15 protein-coding genes are annotated in these 17,094 nt (G+C 71.1%); 5 read left to right on the top strand and 10 right to left on the bottom strand.

Features of this window, described 5'->3' with window-relative positions; translation table 11 throughout:
* Positions 1 to 16: 16 nt before the first annotated feature.
* Together ACQEVC_RS01245 and ACQEVC_RS01240 are read left to right on the top strand one after the other, a co-directional pair.
* Positions 17 to 1,222, top strand: coding sequence for a CaiB/BaiF CoA transferase family protein (locus ACQEVC_RS01245; RefSeq protein WP_432872520.1), 1,206 nt, complete (start codon positions 17 to 19; stop codon positions 1,220 to 1,222).
* On the top strand, positions 1,222 to 2,049 hold the full coding sequence (locus ACQEVC_RS01240) for an HpcH/HpaI aldolase/citrate lyase family protein (RefSeq protein WP_432872518.1): 828 nt from the start codon (positions 1,222 to 1,224) through the stop codon (positions 2,047 to 2,049). Before ACQEVC_RS01245 ends, ACQEVC_RS01240 begins: the two co-directional genes overlap by 1 nt.
* A 20-nt stretch (positions 2,050 to 2,069) precedes the next feature.
* Here the strand turns inward: ACQEVC_RS01240 and ACQEVC_RS01235 are convergent, their stop codons facing one another.
* From ACQEVC_RS01235 to ACQEVC_RS01220, 4 genes are all read right to left on the bottom strand, one after another.
* Positions 2,070 to 2,888 (bottom strand): hypothetical protein, encoded by an 819-nt coding sequence (locus ACQEVC_RS01235; RefSeq protein ID WP_432872516.1) that lies wholly within the window; start codon positions 2,886 to 2,888, stop codon positions 2,070 to 2,072.
* 68 nt (positions 2,889 to 2,956) lie between these two features.
* Positions 2,957 to 4,408, bottom strand: coding sequence for a protein kinase domain-containing protein (locus tag ACQEVC_RS01230; RefSeq protein WP_432872514.1), 1,452 nt, complete (start codon positions 4,406 to 4,408; stop codon positions 2,957 to 2,959).
* A complete protein-coding gene (locus ACQEVC_RS01225) occupies positions 4,395 to 6,785 on the bottom strand; it encodes a protein kinase domain-containing protein (protein ID WP_432872512.1) in 2,391 nt (796 codons plus the stop codon). Before ACQEVC_RS01225 ends, ACQEVC_RS01230 begins: the two co-directional genes overlap by 14 nt.
* Before the next feature lie 241 nt (positions 6,786 to 7,026).
* Positions 7,027 to 7,602 (bottom strand): hypothetical protein, encoded by a 576-nt coding sequence (locus ACQEVC_RS01220; RefSeq protein ID WP_432872510.1) that lies wholly within the window; start codon positions 7,600 to 7,602, stop codon positions 7,027 to 7,029.
* 353 nt (positions 7,603 to 7,955) lie between these two features.
* On the opposite strand from ACQEVC_RS01220, the gene ACQEVC_RS01215 reads away from it, so the two are divergent.
* Positions 7,956 to 8,369, top strand: coding sequence for an SMI1/KNR4 family protein (locus tag ACQEVC_RS01215; RefSeq protein WP_432872508.1), 414 nt, complete (start codon positions 7,956 to 7,958; stop codon positions 8,367 to 8,369).
* A 542-nt stretch (positions 8,370 to 8,911) separates the two neighbouring features.
* On the opposite strand, the gene ACQEVC_RS01210 is transcribed toward ACQEVC_RS01215, so the two are convergent.
* The 6 genes from ACQEVC_RS01210 to ACQEVC_RS01185 all read right to left on the bottom strand — a co-directional run bounded on the left by ACQEVC_RS01210 (position 8,912) and on the right by ACQEVC_RS01185 (position 14,329).
* On the bottom strand, positions 8,912 to 9,394 hold the full coding sequence (locus ACQEVC_RS01210) for a DUF6232 family protein (protein WP_432872506.1): 483 nt from the start codon (positions 9,392 to 9,394) through the stop codon (positions 8,912 to 8,914).
* 94 nt (positions 9,395 to 9,488) lie between these two features.
* On the bottom strand, positions 9,489 to 10,343 hold the full coding sequence (locus ACQEVC_RS01205; RefSeq protein WP_432872504.1) for a carbohydrate ABC transporter permease: 855 nt from the start codon (positions 10,341 to 10,343) through the stop codon (positions 9,489 to 9,491).
* Between the two features lie 80 nt (positions 10,344 to 10,423).
* Positions 10,424 to 11,386, bottom strand: a complete 963-nt coding sequence (locus ACQEVC_RS01200) for a carbohydrate ABC transporter permease (protein WP_432872502.1) — start codon at positions 11,384 to 11,386, stop codon at positions 10,424 to 10,426.
* A gap of 11 nt (positions 11,387 to 11,397) precedes the next feature.
* A complete protein-coding gene (locus tag ACQEVC_RS01195; RefSeq protein ID WP_432872499.1) occupies positions 11,398 to 12,711 on the bottom strand; it encodes an ABC transporter substrate-binding protein in 1,314 nt (437 codons plus the stop codon).
* 191 nt (positions 12,712 to 12,902) lie between these two features.
* Positions 12,903 to 13,781: a hypothetical protein gene (locus ACQEVC_RS01190; RefSeq protein WP_432872497.1), complete on the bottom strand. Its 879-nt coding sequence runs from the start codon at positions 13,779 to 13,781 to the stop codon at positions 12,903 to 12,905.
* A gap of 68 nt (positions 13,782 to 13,849) precedes the next feature.
* Entirely contained in the window at positions 13,850 to 14,329 is a 480-nt protein-coding gene (locus ACQEVC_RS01185) for a DUF6232 family protein (RefSeq protein ID WP_432872495.1), read from the bottom strand.
* 145 nt (positions 14,330 to 14,474) lie between these two features.
* Here ACQEVC_RS01185 and ACQEVC_RS01180 point away from each other — a divergent pair, with 145 nt between their 5' ends.
* Together ACQEVC_RS01180 and ACQEVC_RS01175 are read left to right on the top strand one after the other, a co-directional pair.
* Positions 14,475 to 15,248, top strand: coding sequence for an enoyl-CoA hydratase-related protein (locus ACQEVC_RS01180; RefSeq protein ID WP_432872493.1), 774 nt, complete (start codon positions 14,475 to 14,477; stop codon positions 15,246 to 15,248).
* 109 nt (positions 15,249 to 15,357) lie between these two features.
* Complete coding sequence (locus ACQEVC_RS01175; RefSeq protein ID WP_432872491.1) at positions 15,358 to 16,980, top strand: acetolactate synthase; 1,623 nt, start codon at positions 15,358 to 15,360, stop codon at positions 16,978 to 16,980.
* Positions 16,981 to 17,094 lie beyond the last annotated feature (114 nt).

Genomic DNA, 17,094 nt, shown 5'->3' with positions numbered 1-17,094 from the left:
CGACTCTGCTCCGGCTGTGCCGGCGGAGGACTCTGCTCCGGCCGCGCTGGCCGGGGTGAAGGTGGTGGAGTTGGCGACGCTTTTCGCCGGCCCGCTCGCCACCGCGTTCCTCGGCGACTTCGGGGCCGAGGTGGTCAAGGTGGAGCATCCGGCCAAGCCGGACCCGTCCCGGGGACACGGGCCGGCGAAGGACGGGATCGGGCTCTGGTGGAAGGTACTCGGCCGCAACAAGCGGGCCGTCACCGCGAACCTCTCCGACCCGGCCGGTGCCGAGGTGCTGCGCCGGCTGGTCGCCGATGCCGACGTACTGGTGGAGAACTTCCGCCCCGGCACGCTGGAGCGCTGGGGGATCGGCCCGGCCGAGCTGCACGAGGTCAACCCCCGGCTGGTGATCGCCCGGATCAGCGGCTTCGGCCAGTCCGGCCCGTATGCCCGGCGGCCCGGGTTCGGCACCCTCGCCGAGGCGATGAGCGGATTCGCCGCCGCGACCGGTGAACCGGACGGCCCGCCGACGCTGCCGCCGTTCGGGCTGGCCGACTCGGTGACCGCGCTGGCCTGCGCCTACGCCGTGATGCTGGCACTGCGGGCCCGGGACGTCACCGGCACCGGGCAGGTGGTCGACCTGGCGATCATCGAGCCGATCATGGCGATGCTCGGCCCGCAGATCACCTGGTACGACCAGCTCGGCTACGTACAGCCCCGGCTCGGCAACCGGTCGAACAACAATGCCCCCCGGAACACGTACCGGTGTGCGGACGGGCGCTGGGTGGCGGTCTCGACCAGTGCGCAGAGCATCGCCGAACGGGTGCTGCGGCTGGTCGGCCGCCCCGAACTGGTCGACGAGCCGTGGTTCGGCACCGGCAGCGGCCGGGCCGCGCACGCAGACGTGCTCGACGCCGCCGTCGGGGCCTGGGTGGCGGCCCGGGACCGGGACCAGGTGGTGGCCGCCTTCGAGGAGGCGCAGGCGGCGGTCGCGCCGATCTACGACGTACGCGACATCCTGGCCGACCCGCAGTACACGGCGCTCGGCACCGCGGTCTCGGTGCCGGATCCCGACCTCGGGCCGGTGCGGATGCAGAACGTGCCGTTCCGGATGTCGACGACGCCGGGGCGGATCCGGCACACCGGCCGGGCGCACGGGCAGGACACCGACGAGGTGCTGGCCGCGCTCGGCCTCACCGCCGAGGAGATCGCGCAGTTGCGGGCGGCGGGAGCGATCTGATGCTGCTCACCCTGCTCTACGTGCCGGGCGACCGGCCGGACCGGTTCGGCAAGGCGGTCGACTCCGGTGCCGACGCGGTGATCGTGGACCTGGAGGACGCGGTGGTGGCGGCCCGCAAGGCGTACGCCCGGGAGGCCGCCGCCGAGTTCGTCGCCGTCCCCCGTCCGGTGCCGGTCTTCGTCCGGGTGAACGAGCTGACCGGGCCGGATCTGCCCGCCGACCTCGACGCCCTGGCCGGTGTGCCGGGGCTGGCCGGGCTGCGACTGCCCAAAGTGGAGTCCCCGGAGGCGGTCCGGGCGGTCGCCGCGCGGGTGTCGGTGCCGCTGCATCCGCTGGTCGAGTCGGCGGTCGGGGTGGAGCGGGCGTACGAGATCGCCGGCGCGGACCCGGCGGTCGCCTCGATCGGGCTCGGCGAGGCGGACCTGCGCTCCGATCTCGGGGTGACCGCCGAGGAGGGGCTTTCCTGGGTACGCGGCCGGATCGTCGTCGCCGCCCGCGCCGCCGGCCTGCCCCCGCCGCTGCTGCCGGCCTACGCCAACGTCACCGACCTGTCCGGGCTGGCCGAGTCGTGCGCGGCCGGGCGCCGGATGGGCTTCCTCGGCCGGACCGCGATCCATCCCCGGCAGCTACCGGTGATCGTGGAGGCGTTCCGGCCCTCGGCCGAGGAGGTGTCCCGGGCCCGGGAGCTGCTGGACGCGGTGGCCGAGGCGCAGACCCGGGACTCCGGCACGGCGGTGCTGCCGGACGGCCGGTTCGCCGACCGGGCGATGGTGGCAGCGGCCCGCCGTACCGTCGAGATCGCCGAGCGGTACCTCTCCGGGAGCTGACCTCGCCGCCGCCGGCTGGCTCACCCGGGCGGCGCCGGCGGCACCGCCTCCTCGTCGAGCAGCCCGAGATCGGCCCTGGTGATCGTCGTGGTGACCAGGAGTTCGATGATCAGATTGTGGTTGAGGGTGTTGCCGACCGGCGGCGGGATCTCCTTCTCCAGCAGCCCCGGGACCGTACGGCTGAGCCGGGTGCGGACCTTGGCGACGATGTGGGCCGCCCGCCGCCAGCTCCACTCCTCGGCCGGCTGCAACGCGCCCAGTTCGGCGGCGACCTGAGCCCAGGTCAGCGGCTGCGGCTGCGGTTCGTGCCGCAGGTACCGCTGGCTGAGGCAGACCAGCACCAGCCTCTCGACCGGGCTCAGCTCCCATCGCTCGCGGTCCCGCGTCTCGGCCTCGTGCCCGTCCGTCGCGCCCGACCGCGAGGTCGACGCGGCGACCCGGACCTCCAGCAGGTGATCCTGGCGCGGGCCGACGATGAACAGCGGCGTGTAGCCGAGCGGCAGCTCGGCCCGGTCGCCGCCGAGCACCAGGCATGAGCCCGGCAACCGGATCGGCAGCCGGCCGATGTTGTTCAGCACCCAGCGCGAGTGTTCCCGGGTGATGATCCCCTGCCGCCGGCTGACGTGCGGGTCACCGGCGCCGACGCAGACGTGCACCTGCGGCTCGTTGCGCCCGAAGACCAGTGGAAAACCGGCGTCCGGGGCGACGCTCATCCCGCCGTTGACCCCGAGCACGAACAGGGTCTCCGGCCGGGCCGGCGGAAGGCCGCGAGCCAGGCTGCCGGTCTCCCTCGACAGCAGGCTGACCTTGCCGGACGACCTGGGGAACGACATCGTCACCGCTCGTCTCCTTCCGCTGCACACCCACGACGTCACGGTAGGCGACCGGGTTCGGGAGGGGTCCCGGATCAGACGACGCCGTGGCCGGAGCCGTCGGTCTCCTTGCCGGTGGTGGAGCCGTTGCCGTTGTAGCGCTCGACGCCGTCCAGCAGGACCACGCAGCTCAGGTTGCCGGTCGTGATGCGGTAGTCGATCCGCCAGGTGGTCTGGTTCTCCGCCATCGATATCTCGACGGTCCGCCGGTACGGCAGCGGTACGTTGCGTACCGTCACCGCCTCGCCGTTGACCGTGATGGTCAGGGATTTCAGCGTGGTCCTGCCGAAGACGTAGAACTCCAGCGTACGGGTCTGGCGCACCGCGAGGGTGCTGACCGGGGGCGGCGCGGGCGGGGCGCTGGACCGCGGTGGCGTCGTCGCCCCCGCCTCGGGCTCGTCCGGGAGCAGCGCCAGCAGCCCGGCGGCGGCGCCGGCCACCGCGAGCACCCCACCGGAAAGCAGTACGGCGCGTCGGTCCACCCGGTGCACCGCCCCCCGCCGATCGGTCGTACCTCGGGCTCCCGGCGCTGCCGTCGCCGACGACCCGGGATGTGCCGGTACCACGACGGACGGTCCGCGTCCGAGCGGCTGCGGTTCGTCGGTTTCGATCCTGGCCGTCGGCCCCGGGGGCAGCGGGAGCGGCGGGTTCTCCGCCTCGCTGGCCCGGAGGTCGATCTCGGCCGTCACGGCCGGCGGCAGCCCGGCGGCACCGGCCGGCCGCTCCCGGATGGCCGAGGCCAGTCGACCGGTCAGCTCGGGCAGGCGGGGCCGGGCGGCGGGATCGGGACGCAGACAGCCGGCGATCAGCGTCCGCAGTTCGTCGTCGGCGAGCCCGGCCAGCCCGTTCCCGGACGGCGGGGCGCCGGTGCAGGCGTACGCGATCGTCGCGCCGAACGAGAAGACGTCGCTCGCCGGACCGACCGGCGTACCGGCCAGTTGCTCCGGGGAGAGGAATCCCCACGAGCCGGCCCGGGTGCCGTCCGGCGCCGTCGAGCCGGGTCCCGTTGCCGTGGCGATCCCGAAGTCGATCACCCGTGGGCCGTCGGCGGTCAGCAGCACGTTCGCCGGCTTCAGGTCGAGGTGCACGATGCCGGCGGCGTGGATCGAGCTGAGCGCCTCCGCGATGCCGGTCGCCAGCGACCAGACCGCGTCGGGGGTCAGCGGGCCGAGCTGGCGTACCGCGTCCCGGAGCGACACCGCCGGCAGGAACTGTGTCGCCATCCAGGGGCGCGGGGCGTCCGGAGCCGCGTCCAGGACCCCGGGGCTGTACCGTCCACCCGCCGCCCTGGCAGCGGCGACCTCGCCCCGGAAGCGTGCCCGGTACGCCGGGTCGGCGGCGAACTCGGCGTGCATCACCTTGACCGCCACCGCCCGGCCGCCGATCGAGCGTCCGAAGTAGACGAGCGCCATGCCGCCCGCGCCTATCCTCGCGAGGATGCGGTACTGCCCGATCACTCGCGGATCGTGCTGCTCAAGCGGTCGCACCGGCGACTCCCGTCGGCGGGGCCAGGGCTTCCACGTACCCCTCTCGAGTGCCGACGAACACCAGCCCGCCCATACCCACCAGCCCGGCGTTGGACAGCACCGGCGGCTGGACGATGCTCGCCTCGTACGTCCAGCGCAGCCGACCGTCGGCCGCGTCCAGTGCGTACAGCATCCCGTCGGTGCTCGCCGCGTAGAGCGTGTCACCGGAGAGCCGCACCGCGCTGTCGGCATCCAGGCTCCGGGACCAGCGCGGCTCACCGGTGGCGGCGGTCAGCGCGAAGACCTCGCCGCGACCCCCGGTGGCGTAGAGCGTGCCGCCGCCCAGCTGGGGTGGTGAACTGCCGCCGAACGTCGCAATCCGCCAGGCGGTCGCCCCGGTGTCGGCGCGCAGCGCGTGCAGGGCGCGGTTGCGGTCGACGGCGAAGACCAGCCCCTCGCCGACCAGCAGGTAGAACGCGTAGTCCATCGGGCACCGCCACCGGGTCCGCCCGGTCGTCGCGGCCAGTGCGATCAACTCGGTGTCGTTCGCCGCGACGACGACTCCGTCCCCCGCGGCGAGGTTGTTGATCTCGCCGATCCGCGCCGCCCAACGCTCCCGACCGTCCCGTACGCCCAGCCCTCTGATCGGATCGCGACCGCAACACAGCACCGATCCGGTGACCACCGGCCAGAGCGGAAACTCGCCAAACCGCACCCGGTACCTCCACCGGGTCGTGCCGGAGACCGGGTCGACGGAGGTCAGCCGGGGATTGGTGTTCTGCGCCTCCAGCACCAGGCCGCCGGCGACCGTGCCGGTCAGCGTCGCGGGATGCTTCCAGCGGGTCCGGCCGGTCCGCGCGTTCAGCGCGTACAACTCCTGCTCCTGGGTCTTCGCCAGCACCACGCCACCGGCGGTGAACAGCTCCGGGTAGTAGGCGCTCACCTTCGCCCTCCACCTGGGTACCGCCGTCGGTGGGGCGGCGGTCGGGGTCGGCGGTGCGCTGGACGGGGTGGGCGTACCGGTCGGGGCGGCTCGGTCCGAACTTCGCCCTCGGATCAGGAACCCGGCGCCGGTGGCGACGGCGAGCGCGCCGACGGCACCACCGAGCAGGTACCGCCGGTCCAGCCGCCGGTTGCCGGCAGGGGTGCCGTGCTTCGCCGGCTCCGCCGTCCCGACCGCCGGCCACCCGATCTCGGCACCCGGGACCGGGCCCGCCGCAGCCGGAACTGCCTTGCCCGGCTCCCGCGTGCCGTGGCCCGGATCCAGTGTGGTGGCACCCGGGGCCCTGGTGTTCGCGTCGGGCGCCCACGCATGCCCGGTCGGGTCCCGGGTCTTCTCGGCCAGGCCTGATGGATTCCCGGCCAGGTCCGATGGATTCCCGGCCGGGTCCGGTCGGCTCTCGCCCGGTGCCGAGGTGCTTCCGCCTGGTGCGAGGGGGTCTTCCCCCGGGGGTGCCGGCATCGCCGTCGGGCTCGGCGTCGAGGCCGTGGCCCCGGCCGTCGGCGACCGGGGCAGGTGGCGGGCCTGGGCGGTGCGCCGGTCGATCTCCTCGGCGAGCGACGCGGGCAACCATCCGGTACCCGCCACCGCCCTCGCCATCGCGCCGAGCCGGTCCAACAACTGCGCCGCCGACGGCCGTTGCCCGGGTACCACCCGCAGGCAGGTCGTGATCAGGTCCAACATCCAGGGATCCGGGATGCCGTCCAGATCCGCCTGGGCCGTCTGTACCCGGTACAGGGTGGCCAGGGTCGCGTCGGATCCGAACGGTTCCCGACCGGTCGCCGCGTACGCCAGCACCGCGCCGAGCGAGAAGATGTCGCTCCGCGGCTCCGTCACGCCGCCGGAGACCTGCTCCGGTGACATGAACCCCGGGGTGCCGATGATGGAGCCGACCTGGGTGATCGCGGTGGCGTCCTCGGGCCGGGCGATGCCGAAGTCGATCACCCGTGGGCCGTCGGCGGTCAGCATGACGTTGCCGGGCTTCAGGTCGCGGTGGGTCAGGCCGACCCGGTGGATGTCGGCGAGCGCCTCGGCCAGGCCGGCGGCCAGCAGGCGTACCGCTGCCGGCGGCAGGTGTCCCTCGGCCCGGACCGCTTCCCGGAGCGAGAGGCCCGGCAGGTAGGCGGTGACCAGCCACGGCGCGGCGGCCTCCGGGTCGGCGTCCAGTACCGACGCCGTGAACGCACCGGTCACCGTGCGGGCGGCGGCCACCTCGCGCCGGAACCGGGCCCGGAACTCGAAGTCGCTGTGGAACCGTTCCCGGACGACCTTGACCGCGACCGCTCGGCCACCGGGCGAGTGTCCGAGGTAGACCACGCCCATCCCGCCCGCGCCCAGCCGGGCCGCCAGACGGTACGGGCCGACACTGTCCGGGTCGGTCGGCAGTAGCGGCTTCAACCCCTGCCCTCCCGGTGCCGTGACGCGGTGCGGTGCGGCCGTCGACACGATCACGGAAGGTCGTCATATCGACCGGGCCACCTACCGTCCGACTGTAGTCAGTCCGCCCCGACCATCGGCAGCCCGTCCGGCGTACCCGACTCCGCCAGGCGGGTACGGGCCCGGGCCCGGCCGCGACGGCCGGGCCCGATCGGGCGGCAGAAAGTTCCGTCCGCTTTTTTGGGTACGGCCTTCGTCCGCCCTAACCCGACACCAGGCGCAGTACGCCGGCACCGTCGGAGGTCCAGCCGGCCAACTGCACCAACAGCGCTCCGCGTTCCCGCGCCGGTCGCTTCGGTACGCCGTCGGCGCCGCAGGTGACCATGCCTCCGCCGCCGTAGAGATAGAACTTCATCACGCCGCAGCTCTTCAACGTGCCGGATCCGCCGGCACCGGTCGACATTGTCAGCTTGAAGTCGAGCTGGACGTCCCGCTTCACCTTGGTCACCGAGAAGGTGCCGCCGTCCACCCTGATCCGGACCGGTTTGGTCACGGCCACCTCGCAGGTGCCGTCCGCGCAGGCCGCGTAGCGCCGGCCGTCGGCGGCGGCGCGGACCCGGATCGGAGCCGGGGTGGTGGCGTCGGGAGCGGGGCTGGGGGTTGGCGAGGCGGTGGCGACGGGGGATGCGGCAATACTGGACGGGGTGCCGATCGGGTTCTCCGCTGCGCCGCTGTCACGCCGTGCGCCGCAACCGGCCGAGAGCAGTACGGCGAGCAGCACGCATCCGGTCTGCCACGAGATCCTGCGGGCCACGCCGGTGGCGGTAGAGACAGTCATCATCGGCTCCTGCTGCTGGGCTCGGATGTCCACCCGTTTCTAACCCGGACTCCCGGGGACCCCTCCCGAGCCGAACCGCGTGCCCACGAGGCCCGGCGACTGTGTCCACCTCGATGAGCGGTGCCCTGACGAGTTGACCTTTTACCTGAACCGCGCGGCGCTCACACACCGCGTCCGACCTCGCGCTCCGACGGACCGCAAGGGGAGGTGGAACAAGGTTCAGTGGTAGTTGCTCTTGCATGCTCTGTAATGAATCCATAGAGTCTCGTGCGCACCCCATCAGCGCCGGCAACGGGCCGGAGATGCGATCTCTGCGACGACCGGTAGCCGGTACGGGGCAAGGAGCCGGGCCTGTGATCGTTGTTAACGAGCTTCCCGTTCCACCCGTTCTGGTCGAAGCAGTCAATAATGGACACTGGGCCCCTCCGGCTGACAAGCGGCTGATGTCTGCGGTATTTGGCGAGGACCCGGACTATCCAGCGTTCTACAGCTTGAAAGCTATGGTGGAGCAGACCGAAGGCCTGTTCAATCTCGACCTTGATATTTTGACCTGGTATCTGGGGGACGTCGATGGCGTTGACCGACCTGGAGTCATATCCACAGACCGCACCGTGCTCATCGGTGATCTGGGTCTGGAGCGCCCCTTCGCGCTCGACTACTCGGAATCGATTCCAAGCCCCGGCGTGGTATTTTTCGCCGAGAATGGACGGTGGCGGCAGGTTGCGCCTGATGTCGCTTCGCTGCTGGTGCTGCTGAAGATTTCGTAGTAGGTCAATTCCGATTGGATTTGGTTGTAAGGATGAGCTGCGATGTCTGCGGTGGGGTAATGCTGGACGGTGTCGAGTTTGGTGAGTCAGATGAGGGCTGGGGTATTTGGTGGGTCTGTGAGTCTTGTTTGGCGTCTCGGATCGTGGCTGAGGAAGGGCCACCGGCGCGTCCCAAATACATGCCCCTGGATCGGCGATGGTCTGCGGTGACAGAGGAGGGATCGCTGATTTCGCACGCATTGATGTTCCGCAACTTCACGATCTGTCGTACTGGTGCCGAACTAATGATCGGCGACGGCTTCGGTTGGAGTCCAGACGGCCCAAGCTCCTGTAGTCGATGTCGCGAGGTGGCAGTCTTGGCGGATCAGAGGTGGCCATCCGGCAGCCGAGGGCGCCCCTGACTGATAGTCGTTTGGAATGGAGTTGGGCAGTGGACCAGCAGCGCGGCGTCGATTTTCGACCGGCTTCGAGGAAACGTCCCAGTCGCCAGGTGAAGCTGCGGCACGAGGCCAGCGCGAGCCGCGCTCAGTCCTGGGTTCGGGTCAGCGGTCGCCGCTGTGCTGTTCGATGGCGCGCTGGATCGCCCGGTAGATCTGCCCGAACCGCAGCGCGTCCGAGCTGCGTAGCAGCATGACCTCCTCGCCCCCGTACTGGACCCACAGCTCCTGCACCTTCGCGCCGCGCTCGTACGACCGGTCGAGCCAGTACAGCGGCACCTCCAGGAACGGGAAGAGCGCGAACGCGCCGACGACACAGACCGCCAGGACGATCGCGGCCAGCCTCCACTCGCCCCGGTCCTGTGCCGAGTACGCCAGCGACAGTACGCAGACCATCACCACCAGCGGCGGGATCGACAGCAGGAAGATGAGCACACCCCGCCCGGCGAGCCGCCCCCGGGTCCGGGCCGTACCCCGGCCCCTGGCGTGCCAGAGGTACGACACCTCGGCGATCGGCACGCTGCGCCCGTTGACGTGGATGGTCTCGGAGGTTACCCGTACCGTGTCGTCCCGGTAATAGAGCGTCACCGTTCCAGCAAAGCGCGACCGCCGACGCCCGGCTACTCCCGGACCCGGTCGGATTCGGGTCAGCCCGAGGGCTGGACAAGACCAGCCGTGAGCATCAGCCCTTGTTGGCGCCCAGGGTCAGCCCGGCGACGAACTGCCGTTGCAGCACGAAGAAGACGATAAGCGTCGGCAGGGCGACCAGGATCGAGCCGGCCGCCAGCAGGTTGTAGTCGGTGAAGTACACCGACCGGAGGTTGTTCAGCGCGCTGGTCACCGGCAGCTTGTCGCCGGTGGACATCAGCACCACCGCCCAGAGGAAGTCGTTGTAGATCCAGGCGAATTCGAGGGTGCCGAGCGCGCCGAGCGCCGGCCGGACCAGCGGCAGCACCACCTGCCAGTACTGCCGCCACACCCCGGCACCGTCCACCGTGGCCGCCTCGACCAGCTCGCGCGGGATGGTGTCCATGTAGTTGCTCAGTACGAAGACGCAGAACCCGGTCTGGAACGCGACGTGGATCGCGATGATTCCCCAGTACGAGTCGTAGACCAGCTCCGACGGCCAGCTCATCCACCACGGCAGCGGGAGTTTGGTGTACATCAGGTAGAGCGGGGTCAGCACCACCTGCTGGGGCAGCAGGTTGCCGGCGGTGAAGAGGATCAACAGCAGTCTGCCACCGGGCAGCCGGCGTCGCGAGATCAGGAACGCCACGAACGAGGCGAAGAAGAGCGTCAACACCACCGCCGGTACGGCGACCAGCAGGGTGTTCAGGAAGTGCCGGGGCAGGTTGCCGCCCTGCCACGCCTGCACGTAGTAGTCGAAGTTCAGCGTCTTCGGCAGCGAGAAGTACCCCTCGGCGGCGGTCTCCGCGTACGGCCGGAGCGAGGCGTAGAGCGGCAGCAGCAGCGGCACCAGCCAGCCGAGCGCCATCGCCCAGAGGAAGACCCGGACCACCACCCGCCACGGGCTCACCGGCCGCTTCCGCCACGGGCCGCCGGCTATCGCCGACCGACGCCCAGCAGCAACCCGCTCCTGCACACGGACCCCGCCGCTCACGCCTCGTCCTCCCGCCGGAAGACCTGCACCAGGTAGGCCGCGATGAAGCCGGTGGAGATGAGCAGCAGGATCACCGCGATCGCCGAGCCGTACCCGATCCGGCTGGCCTCCCCGACGATGTTGTCGGTGACCAGCACCGAGAGCAGTTCCAGACCATTGCGCCCCCGGTTGATCGCGTAGACGACGTCGAACGCGCGCAGCGCCTCGATCACGGTGATCACCAGCACGATCACGTTGACCGGGCGCAGCGTCGGGAAGACCACCCGGAAGAAGGTCTGCGCCTCGTTCGCCCCGTCGATCGCCGCCGCCTCCTTCAGCGCCGGGTCGACGGCCTTCAGCCCGGCCAGGTAGAGCAGCATGACGTACCCGACGTGCCGCCAGCCGACCAGCAGCAGTACCGACCAGAGGTTGATCGACGGGTCGCCGAGCCAGTCGACCGGGTTGTCGGTCCGGCCCAGGAGCGCGTTCGCCGCCCCGTAGTCGCGGGAGAAGATGAGCTGGGCGAGGAAGCCGACCACCGCCAGCGAGAGCACCACCGGCAGATAGAAGGCGGTCTGGTAGAAGCGGGTGAACCGCATCTCCCGGTCCAGCAGCACCGCCAGGAACAGCCCGAACGGGGTGGCGACCAGGCCGAGGAAGGCGAGCCAGAGCAGGTTGTGCCGGACCGCCGGCCAGAACGGCGGATAGTTGCTGACGATGTTGACGTAGTTGTCCAGCCCGACCGGCCGGATCTCGCCCAGCCCGTCCCACGAGGTGAACGACAGCCCGATCGAGGCGAGCGCCGGCCCCCAGATCAGCGCCAGGTCGAGCAGTAGCGGCAGGCCGAGCAACAGCCCGATCACCGCGATGTCGCGCGGGGTGAACCGGCCGATCCGGCGCCGTCGTCGCCGGGCCGGTGACCGGGGTACGTCCCCCGCCCGCCCAGCCTCGACCGGCGGGGCCGTCGGGATCGGGGTCACCGGCACCGCCCTCAGGAGGCGAAGATGGTCTTCTTCTGCGACTCGATCCGCCTACACAGCCCGTCGACGTCGTCCGGCTTGTTCAGGAAGCTCTGCAACGAGGGGATCATCACCGTGGAGGCGAAGTCGGGCCGGGTGTCCCGGTCGAGGAACTGGGAGATCTGCTTCGCCCCGCCGACCAGCTCGACCGCCTTGCGCTGCAACGCGCTGTACCCGCTGGTGTCGGCGCCGTTGTGCGTGGCGACGTTGTTCGGGTCGCTCTTGAGGTACGCGTTCTGCGCCTTGGCACTGGCCAGATAGCGGAGCAGTTCCTTCGCCCCGTCGACGTTCTTCACCTTGCTGGAGATCATGAAGCCGTCGATCGGCGCCTCGACGGCGTCCTGCCCGTGTGCCTCGACGATCTGCGGGAACGGGAAGAAGTCCATGTCGGCCGCGACCTCACCCTGGAACTGCTGGCCGACGAACATGCCGAGCAGGTACATCCCGGTCTGCTTCTGGCCCAGCGACTGCGCCGCCTCCTGCCAGGTCCGCCCGTTCGCCCCTGGCTGGCAGTACGGCAGCAGTTCCCGCCAGAGCGTGAAGACCTGCTTGACCCGGCTGTCCTCCCAGGACTCCTTGCCGGCCATCAGGTTGACGTGGAAGTCGTACCCGTTGGTGCGCATGTTGATGTAGTCGAAGGTGCCCATCGCGGGCCAGCCGTCCTTGTCGGCCATCGCGATCGGGATCAGCCCGTCCGAGCGCATTCTCGCGGCCAGTGCCTTGAGGTCGTCCCAGGTCTTCGGGACCTGGTAGCCCTTCTCCTGGAACACGCTCTTCCGATAGAACATCGCCCACGGGTAGTAGTAGAACGGCACGAAGTACTGCTTGCCGTCGGTGCCGGTGGACGCCTGTTTCATCGCGGCGGAGAAGTCGCCGCCGATCGACTGCCAGATGTCGGAGATGTCGGTGGCCAGCCCCTGGGCGGCGAAATACTGCATCCGGAACCCGGAGAACCAGCTGAAGACGTCGTCCGGGGTCGCCTGGAGATAGCGGGTGATGTTCTCCTGGAAGGTGTTGTGGTCGACCGTGTTGATCTTCACGTCGAGCCCGGAGCCGGCGAGCACCTCGGCGAGCGCCTTCTTCGGCACCTCGTCGGAGTAGTTGGAGCCGAGGGTCACCGTCCCGCCGCCGCTGCCGCCCTCGGTCGGCTTCTCACAGGCCGCCAGCCCCGCCGGCAGGGTCAGCGCGCCGGCCGCGTACGCGGCACCGCCGAGCAGGCGGCGCCGGCTCAGTGGACTCGACGCGGCGTGGGAGGTCGGGGACGGGCTGGACGGGAAAGTCGCCATCGTGTCTCCTCGCGCCGCTGCGGGACGGATCGACACCGCCGTGCAGCAGCCGATCCGCGCACGAAACCTGCTGGCAACAGTAGGAGGGTAGGCGGAAGAGGGTCAAGAACTTAGATCAATGGATGCCGGATCGACCGGGGCGCGGTCCACGACCACAACCGGTGAGTCGTCGTTGCCCGCTGGCGGAGGGCCTATGCGCCGAGGACGTCGTCGATGGTGGTGGCGTTGGCGGCGCGGCGGAGCCAGGTGTCGAGCTGGGCCAGGTCGGTGCAGGCGAGGATCTGCTCGCGGGCCTCGGCGGGTACGGCCACGCCTCGCCCGTCGAGCACGGTCAGGATCGCCCGGGCCTCGCCCCGGGCCTCGCCCTGCTCCTCGTGTTTGGCGGCGAGTTCCCGGAACAACTCGCTGTGGTACTCGTACCTCGCAGTGGTGGTCATGAAAGCCTCCCAACGAGTCCGGGCCGCCGCCGGCAGCCCGGCCAGTACAACGTCATAATACAAGATCGCGGTCTTCGGATTGACTGAGCGAAGCGCCGCCATCAGCGCCGGGAAGGTGGCTTCCACCTGGGCGTCGTGGCCGTGGCAGATGGCCGAGAGCACGGCCAGTGCCGGGTTGGTCCGGGCCAGGTCCACGTCCACGACCAGCGGGACGTCGCTGGGTGTGAAGATCAACGGCCGCAGTGCCAGGCTCAACCCGTCGAACTCGAAGAGGCCGCGATAGCGGCGGGCGGTCCGCAGGTCGGGGCAGTAGACCAGCAACGCGGCGTCGACATCCAACTCGGCTTCGAGTTGGGCCACGTAGAGCTTCCAGGTGCGTCGCTTCGTGGAGTCCCAGCCGCGCTGGATCTCCAGTACGACCGCGAGCAGCGGCTGGTCGGTGGGGTCACAGAAGAGCAGCATGCTGTCCGCGTGATAGGTGCGTGGGACCAGCACCCGTACGTCCGTGGCGTGCGGGCGGGCGTGGTGGTAGTCGGGAACCTTCACGTCGAACACGTGCCTCAGCAACCAGGCCACCAGACTCGGATCGAGCTTGGCCAGGGCAACCGGGGACTCGTGCTCCGTACTCGGCATGGCGGGTACGTTACGAGAGGAGTACGACACCGGGTGTGATGGCGCGGGTCTCGTGGCGCTTCCGTCGGTCAGCGGTTGCGGCTGGGAGTGGCGGTTGCCGCCTGCTCGACGGCCCGCTCCAGGGCCCGGTAGACCTGGCCGAACCGCAGCGCGTCAGCGGTGCTGAGCAACCGGACCGGCACCCCGCGCCACTGCGCCCAGATCTCCAGCCGGTGCGCGCCCCGGGCGTAGCTGCGGTCGACGTGTTCCAGCAGATAGTCGGCGACCGGTGCGGCGGCGAGCCCGACGAGTATGGAGGCGCCGACGATCGCGATGGTGGCGGTGAGCGAGGTGTGCAGGCGTACCGCGATCAGGATGCCGACGGCGGCGGCGACCAGCGGGCCGGCGAGCCCGGCCAGCAGTGCGCCCCGGCCGGCGAGGGTGCCCCAGGAGCGGGCGCCCCGGACGTGCCAGACCCGGGCGACCTCGGCCAGTGGGTAGGCCCGACCGTCGACCCGGATCGCCTCGGAGGTGATCCGTATCGTGCGATCGTCGTAGTACGTGGTCATCGCCGTTCCGCTCGGCCGAGTCCGACGTGCTCAGCGTATCCGCAAACGGTACCCCGCAGGGGCCACCGTGAATCCCCACCGACCTGCCGGGGCTGGTCGAACGCCCGTTAGGGTGAGCCTCGCGACTTCGACGTGGAGGTGGGCTGTGGGCGACTTCGTCCGGGTGGAGACCAACGAGGGCATCGGCACGATCCGGCTGGACCGGCCGCCGATGAACGCGCTGAACACCGGAGTGCAGGAGGAGTTGCGCGCCGCTGCCATCGCCGTCTCCGCCGACCCGGACGTCCGCGCGGTCATCGTGTACGGCGGGGAGAAGGTCTTCGCGGCCGGCGCGGACATCAAGGAGATGGCCGACATGTCGTACGTCGACATGGCCGAGCGGGCCGCCGACCTCTCCAGCGCGCTCGGCGCGCTCGCCCGGATCCCGAAGCCGGTGGTCGCGGCGATCACCGGGTACGCCCTCGGCGGCGGCTGCGAACTGGCGCTGGCCTGTGACTGGCGGGTGGTCGCCGAGGACGCGAAGCTCGGTCAGCCGGAGATCAAGCTCGGCATCATCCCCGGCGCGGGCGGCACCCAGCGGCTCGCCCGGCTGGTCGGCCCGGCCCGGGCCAAGGATCTGATCATGTCCGGCCGGATGGTCGACGCCGCCGAGGCGCTCCGGATCGGCCTCGCCGACCGGGTGGTCCCGGCCGAGTCGGTGTACGCCGAGGCGGTGGCGCTGGTCCGGCCCTACCTGACCGGGCCGGCCCAGGCGCTGCGGGCGGCGAAGCTGGCCGTGGACGGCGGGCTGGAGATGGATCTCGCCTCCGGGCTGGCCTGGGAGAGCCAGCTCTTCGCCGCGCTCTTCGCCACCGACGACCGCCGGGAGGGGATGGCCGCCTTCGTCGAGAAGCGCCGCCCCGACTTCACCGGCCGGTGATCGCCGTCCCGGGATAGGTGAGTGTCGTTCACGTTATTTCCGACCGGCCGGTAACCTCGCAGGAACCACGGCGGACGAGCGGCAGGTACGGCGGACGACAGGAGCGGCGATGACGGAACGGATCGAAGGACACGGCGGCGACCTGGCCCTGGCGGCCCTGCGGGCGTACGGCGTGCGGGAGATGTTCACCCTCTCCGGCGGCCACGTCTTCCCGCTGTACGACGCGGCGCACCGTACCGACTTTCCGATCTACGACGTCCGGCACGAGCAGTCGGCCGTCTTCGCCGCCGAGGCGGTGGCCAAGTTGCAGCGCCGGCCGGGGCTGGCCGTACTCACCGCCGGTCCCGGGGTCACCAACGGGATCTCCGGGCTGACCAGCGCCTTCTTCAACGCCTCCCCGGTGCTGGTGCTCGGCGGTCGCGCCCCGGCCTTCCGCTGGGGTTCCGGCAGCCTCCAGGAGATCGACCACGTCCCGCTGGTCGCCCCGGTGACCAAGCACGCGGGCACGGTCTGGTCCACCGACGACGTACCGGGTGCGGTTGCCGAGGCGCTCAGCACGGCGCTGACCCCGCACCGGGGGCCGGTCTTCCTGGACCTGCCGCTGGAGGTGATCTTCTCCACCGGTGACGTGGAGCCGCCGGCCGGACCGGCGATCGCGCCCGTCGAGCCGGACCCGGACGAGGTGGTGAAGGCCGTCCGGCTGATCGCCGCCGCCGAGCGCCCGGTGATCATCGCCGGCTCCGACGTCTACGCCGGGGACGCCGTCGAGGCGCTGCGGGCCGCCGCCGAGGCGCTCCGGGTACCGGTCTTCACCAACGGGATGGGTCGCGGCGCCCTGCCGCCCGGCCACCCGCTCAGCTTCGCCAAGGCCCGCCGGGCGGCGCTCGGCGGCGCCGACCTGGTCGTGGTGGTCGGCACCCCGCTCGACTTCCGGCTCGGCTTCGGCGACTTCGGCGACGCCCGGGTGGTGCACGTGGTGGACGCGCCGAGCCAGCGGGCCCAGCACGTCGAGCCGGCCGTCAGCCCGGCGGGTGACCTGCGGCTGATCCTGACCGCCTTCGCCGAGTACTCCGGTGAGCGGGCCGACCACGAGTCGTGGCTCGACGGTCTGCGTACCGCCGAGGAGGCGGCCCGGGCCAAGGACGCGGCGGCGATGGCGGCCGAGACCGACCCGATCAAGCCGGCCCGGGTCTACGGCGAACTGCGCCGGGTGCTCGCCCCGGACGCGGTCACCATCGGCGACGGCGGCGACTTCGTCTCGTACGCCGGGCGCTACCTGGAGCCGGCCCAGCCCGGTACCTGGCTCGACCCGGGCCCGTACGGCTGCCTCGGCACCGGCATGGGCTACGCGATGGGTGCCCGGGTGAGCTACCCGGACCGGCAGATCTGCGTGCTGATGGGCGACGGCGCGGCCGGATTCTCGCTGATGGACGTCGAGTCGCTGGTCCGGCAGAAGCTGCCGGTGGTGATCGTGGTCGGCAACAACGGCATCTGGGGGCTGGAGAAGCACCCGATGCGCGGCATGTACGGCTACGACGTCGCCGCCGACCTCCAGCCCGAGCTGCGCTACGACCAGGTGGTGAGCGCGCTCGGCGGTGCCGGCGAGACGGTGGCGAAGGCGGCCGACCTGGGACCGGCGCTGGAGCGGGCGTTCGACGCCCAGGTGCCGTACCTGGTCAACGTGCTGACCGACCCGGCCGACGCCTACCCGCGCTCGTCCAACCTTGCCTGATCCGTCCACCCGTGCTCGTCCAACCTCGCCTGATCCGTCCACCCGTGCTCGGCGCGGCGGTCAGCGGGCCGGATCGGCGCGGCGGTCAGTGGGACCGGTCGGCGCGGCGGTCAG

Origin of the sequence: Plantactinospora sp. CA-294935 (assembly GCF_050936445.1) — a bacterium.
GTDB lineage: Bacteria > Actinomycetota > Actinomycetes > Mycobacteriales > Micromonosporaceae > Plantactinospora.
The sequence above is the reverse complement of the archived record's forward strand: the minus strand, read 5'-3'. Positions and strand labels throughout refer to the sequence as shown.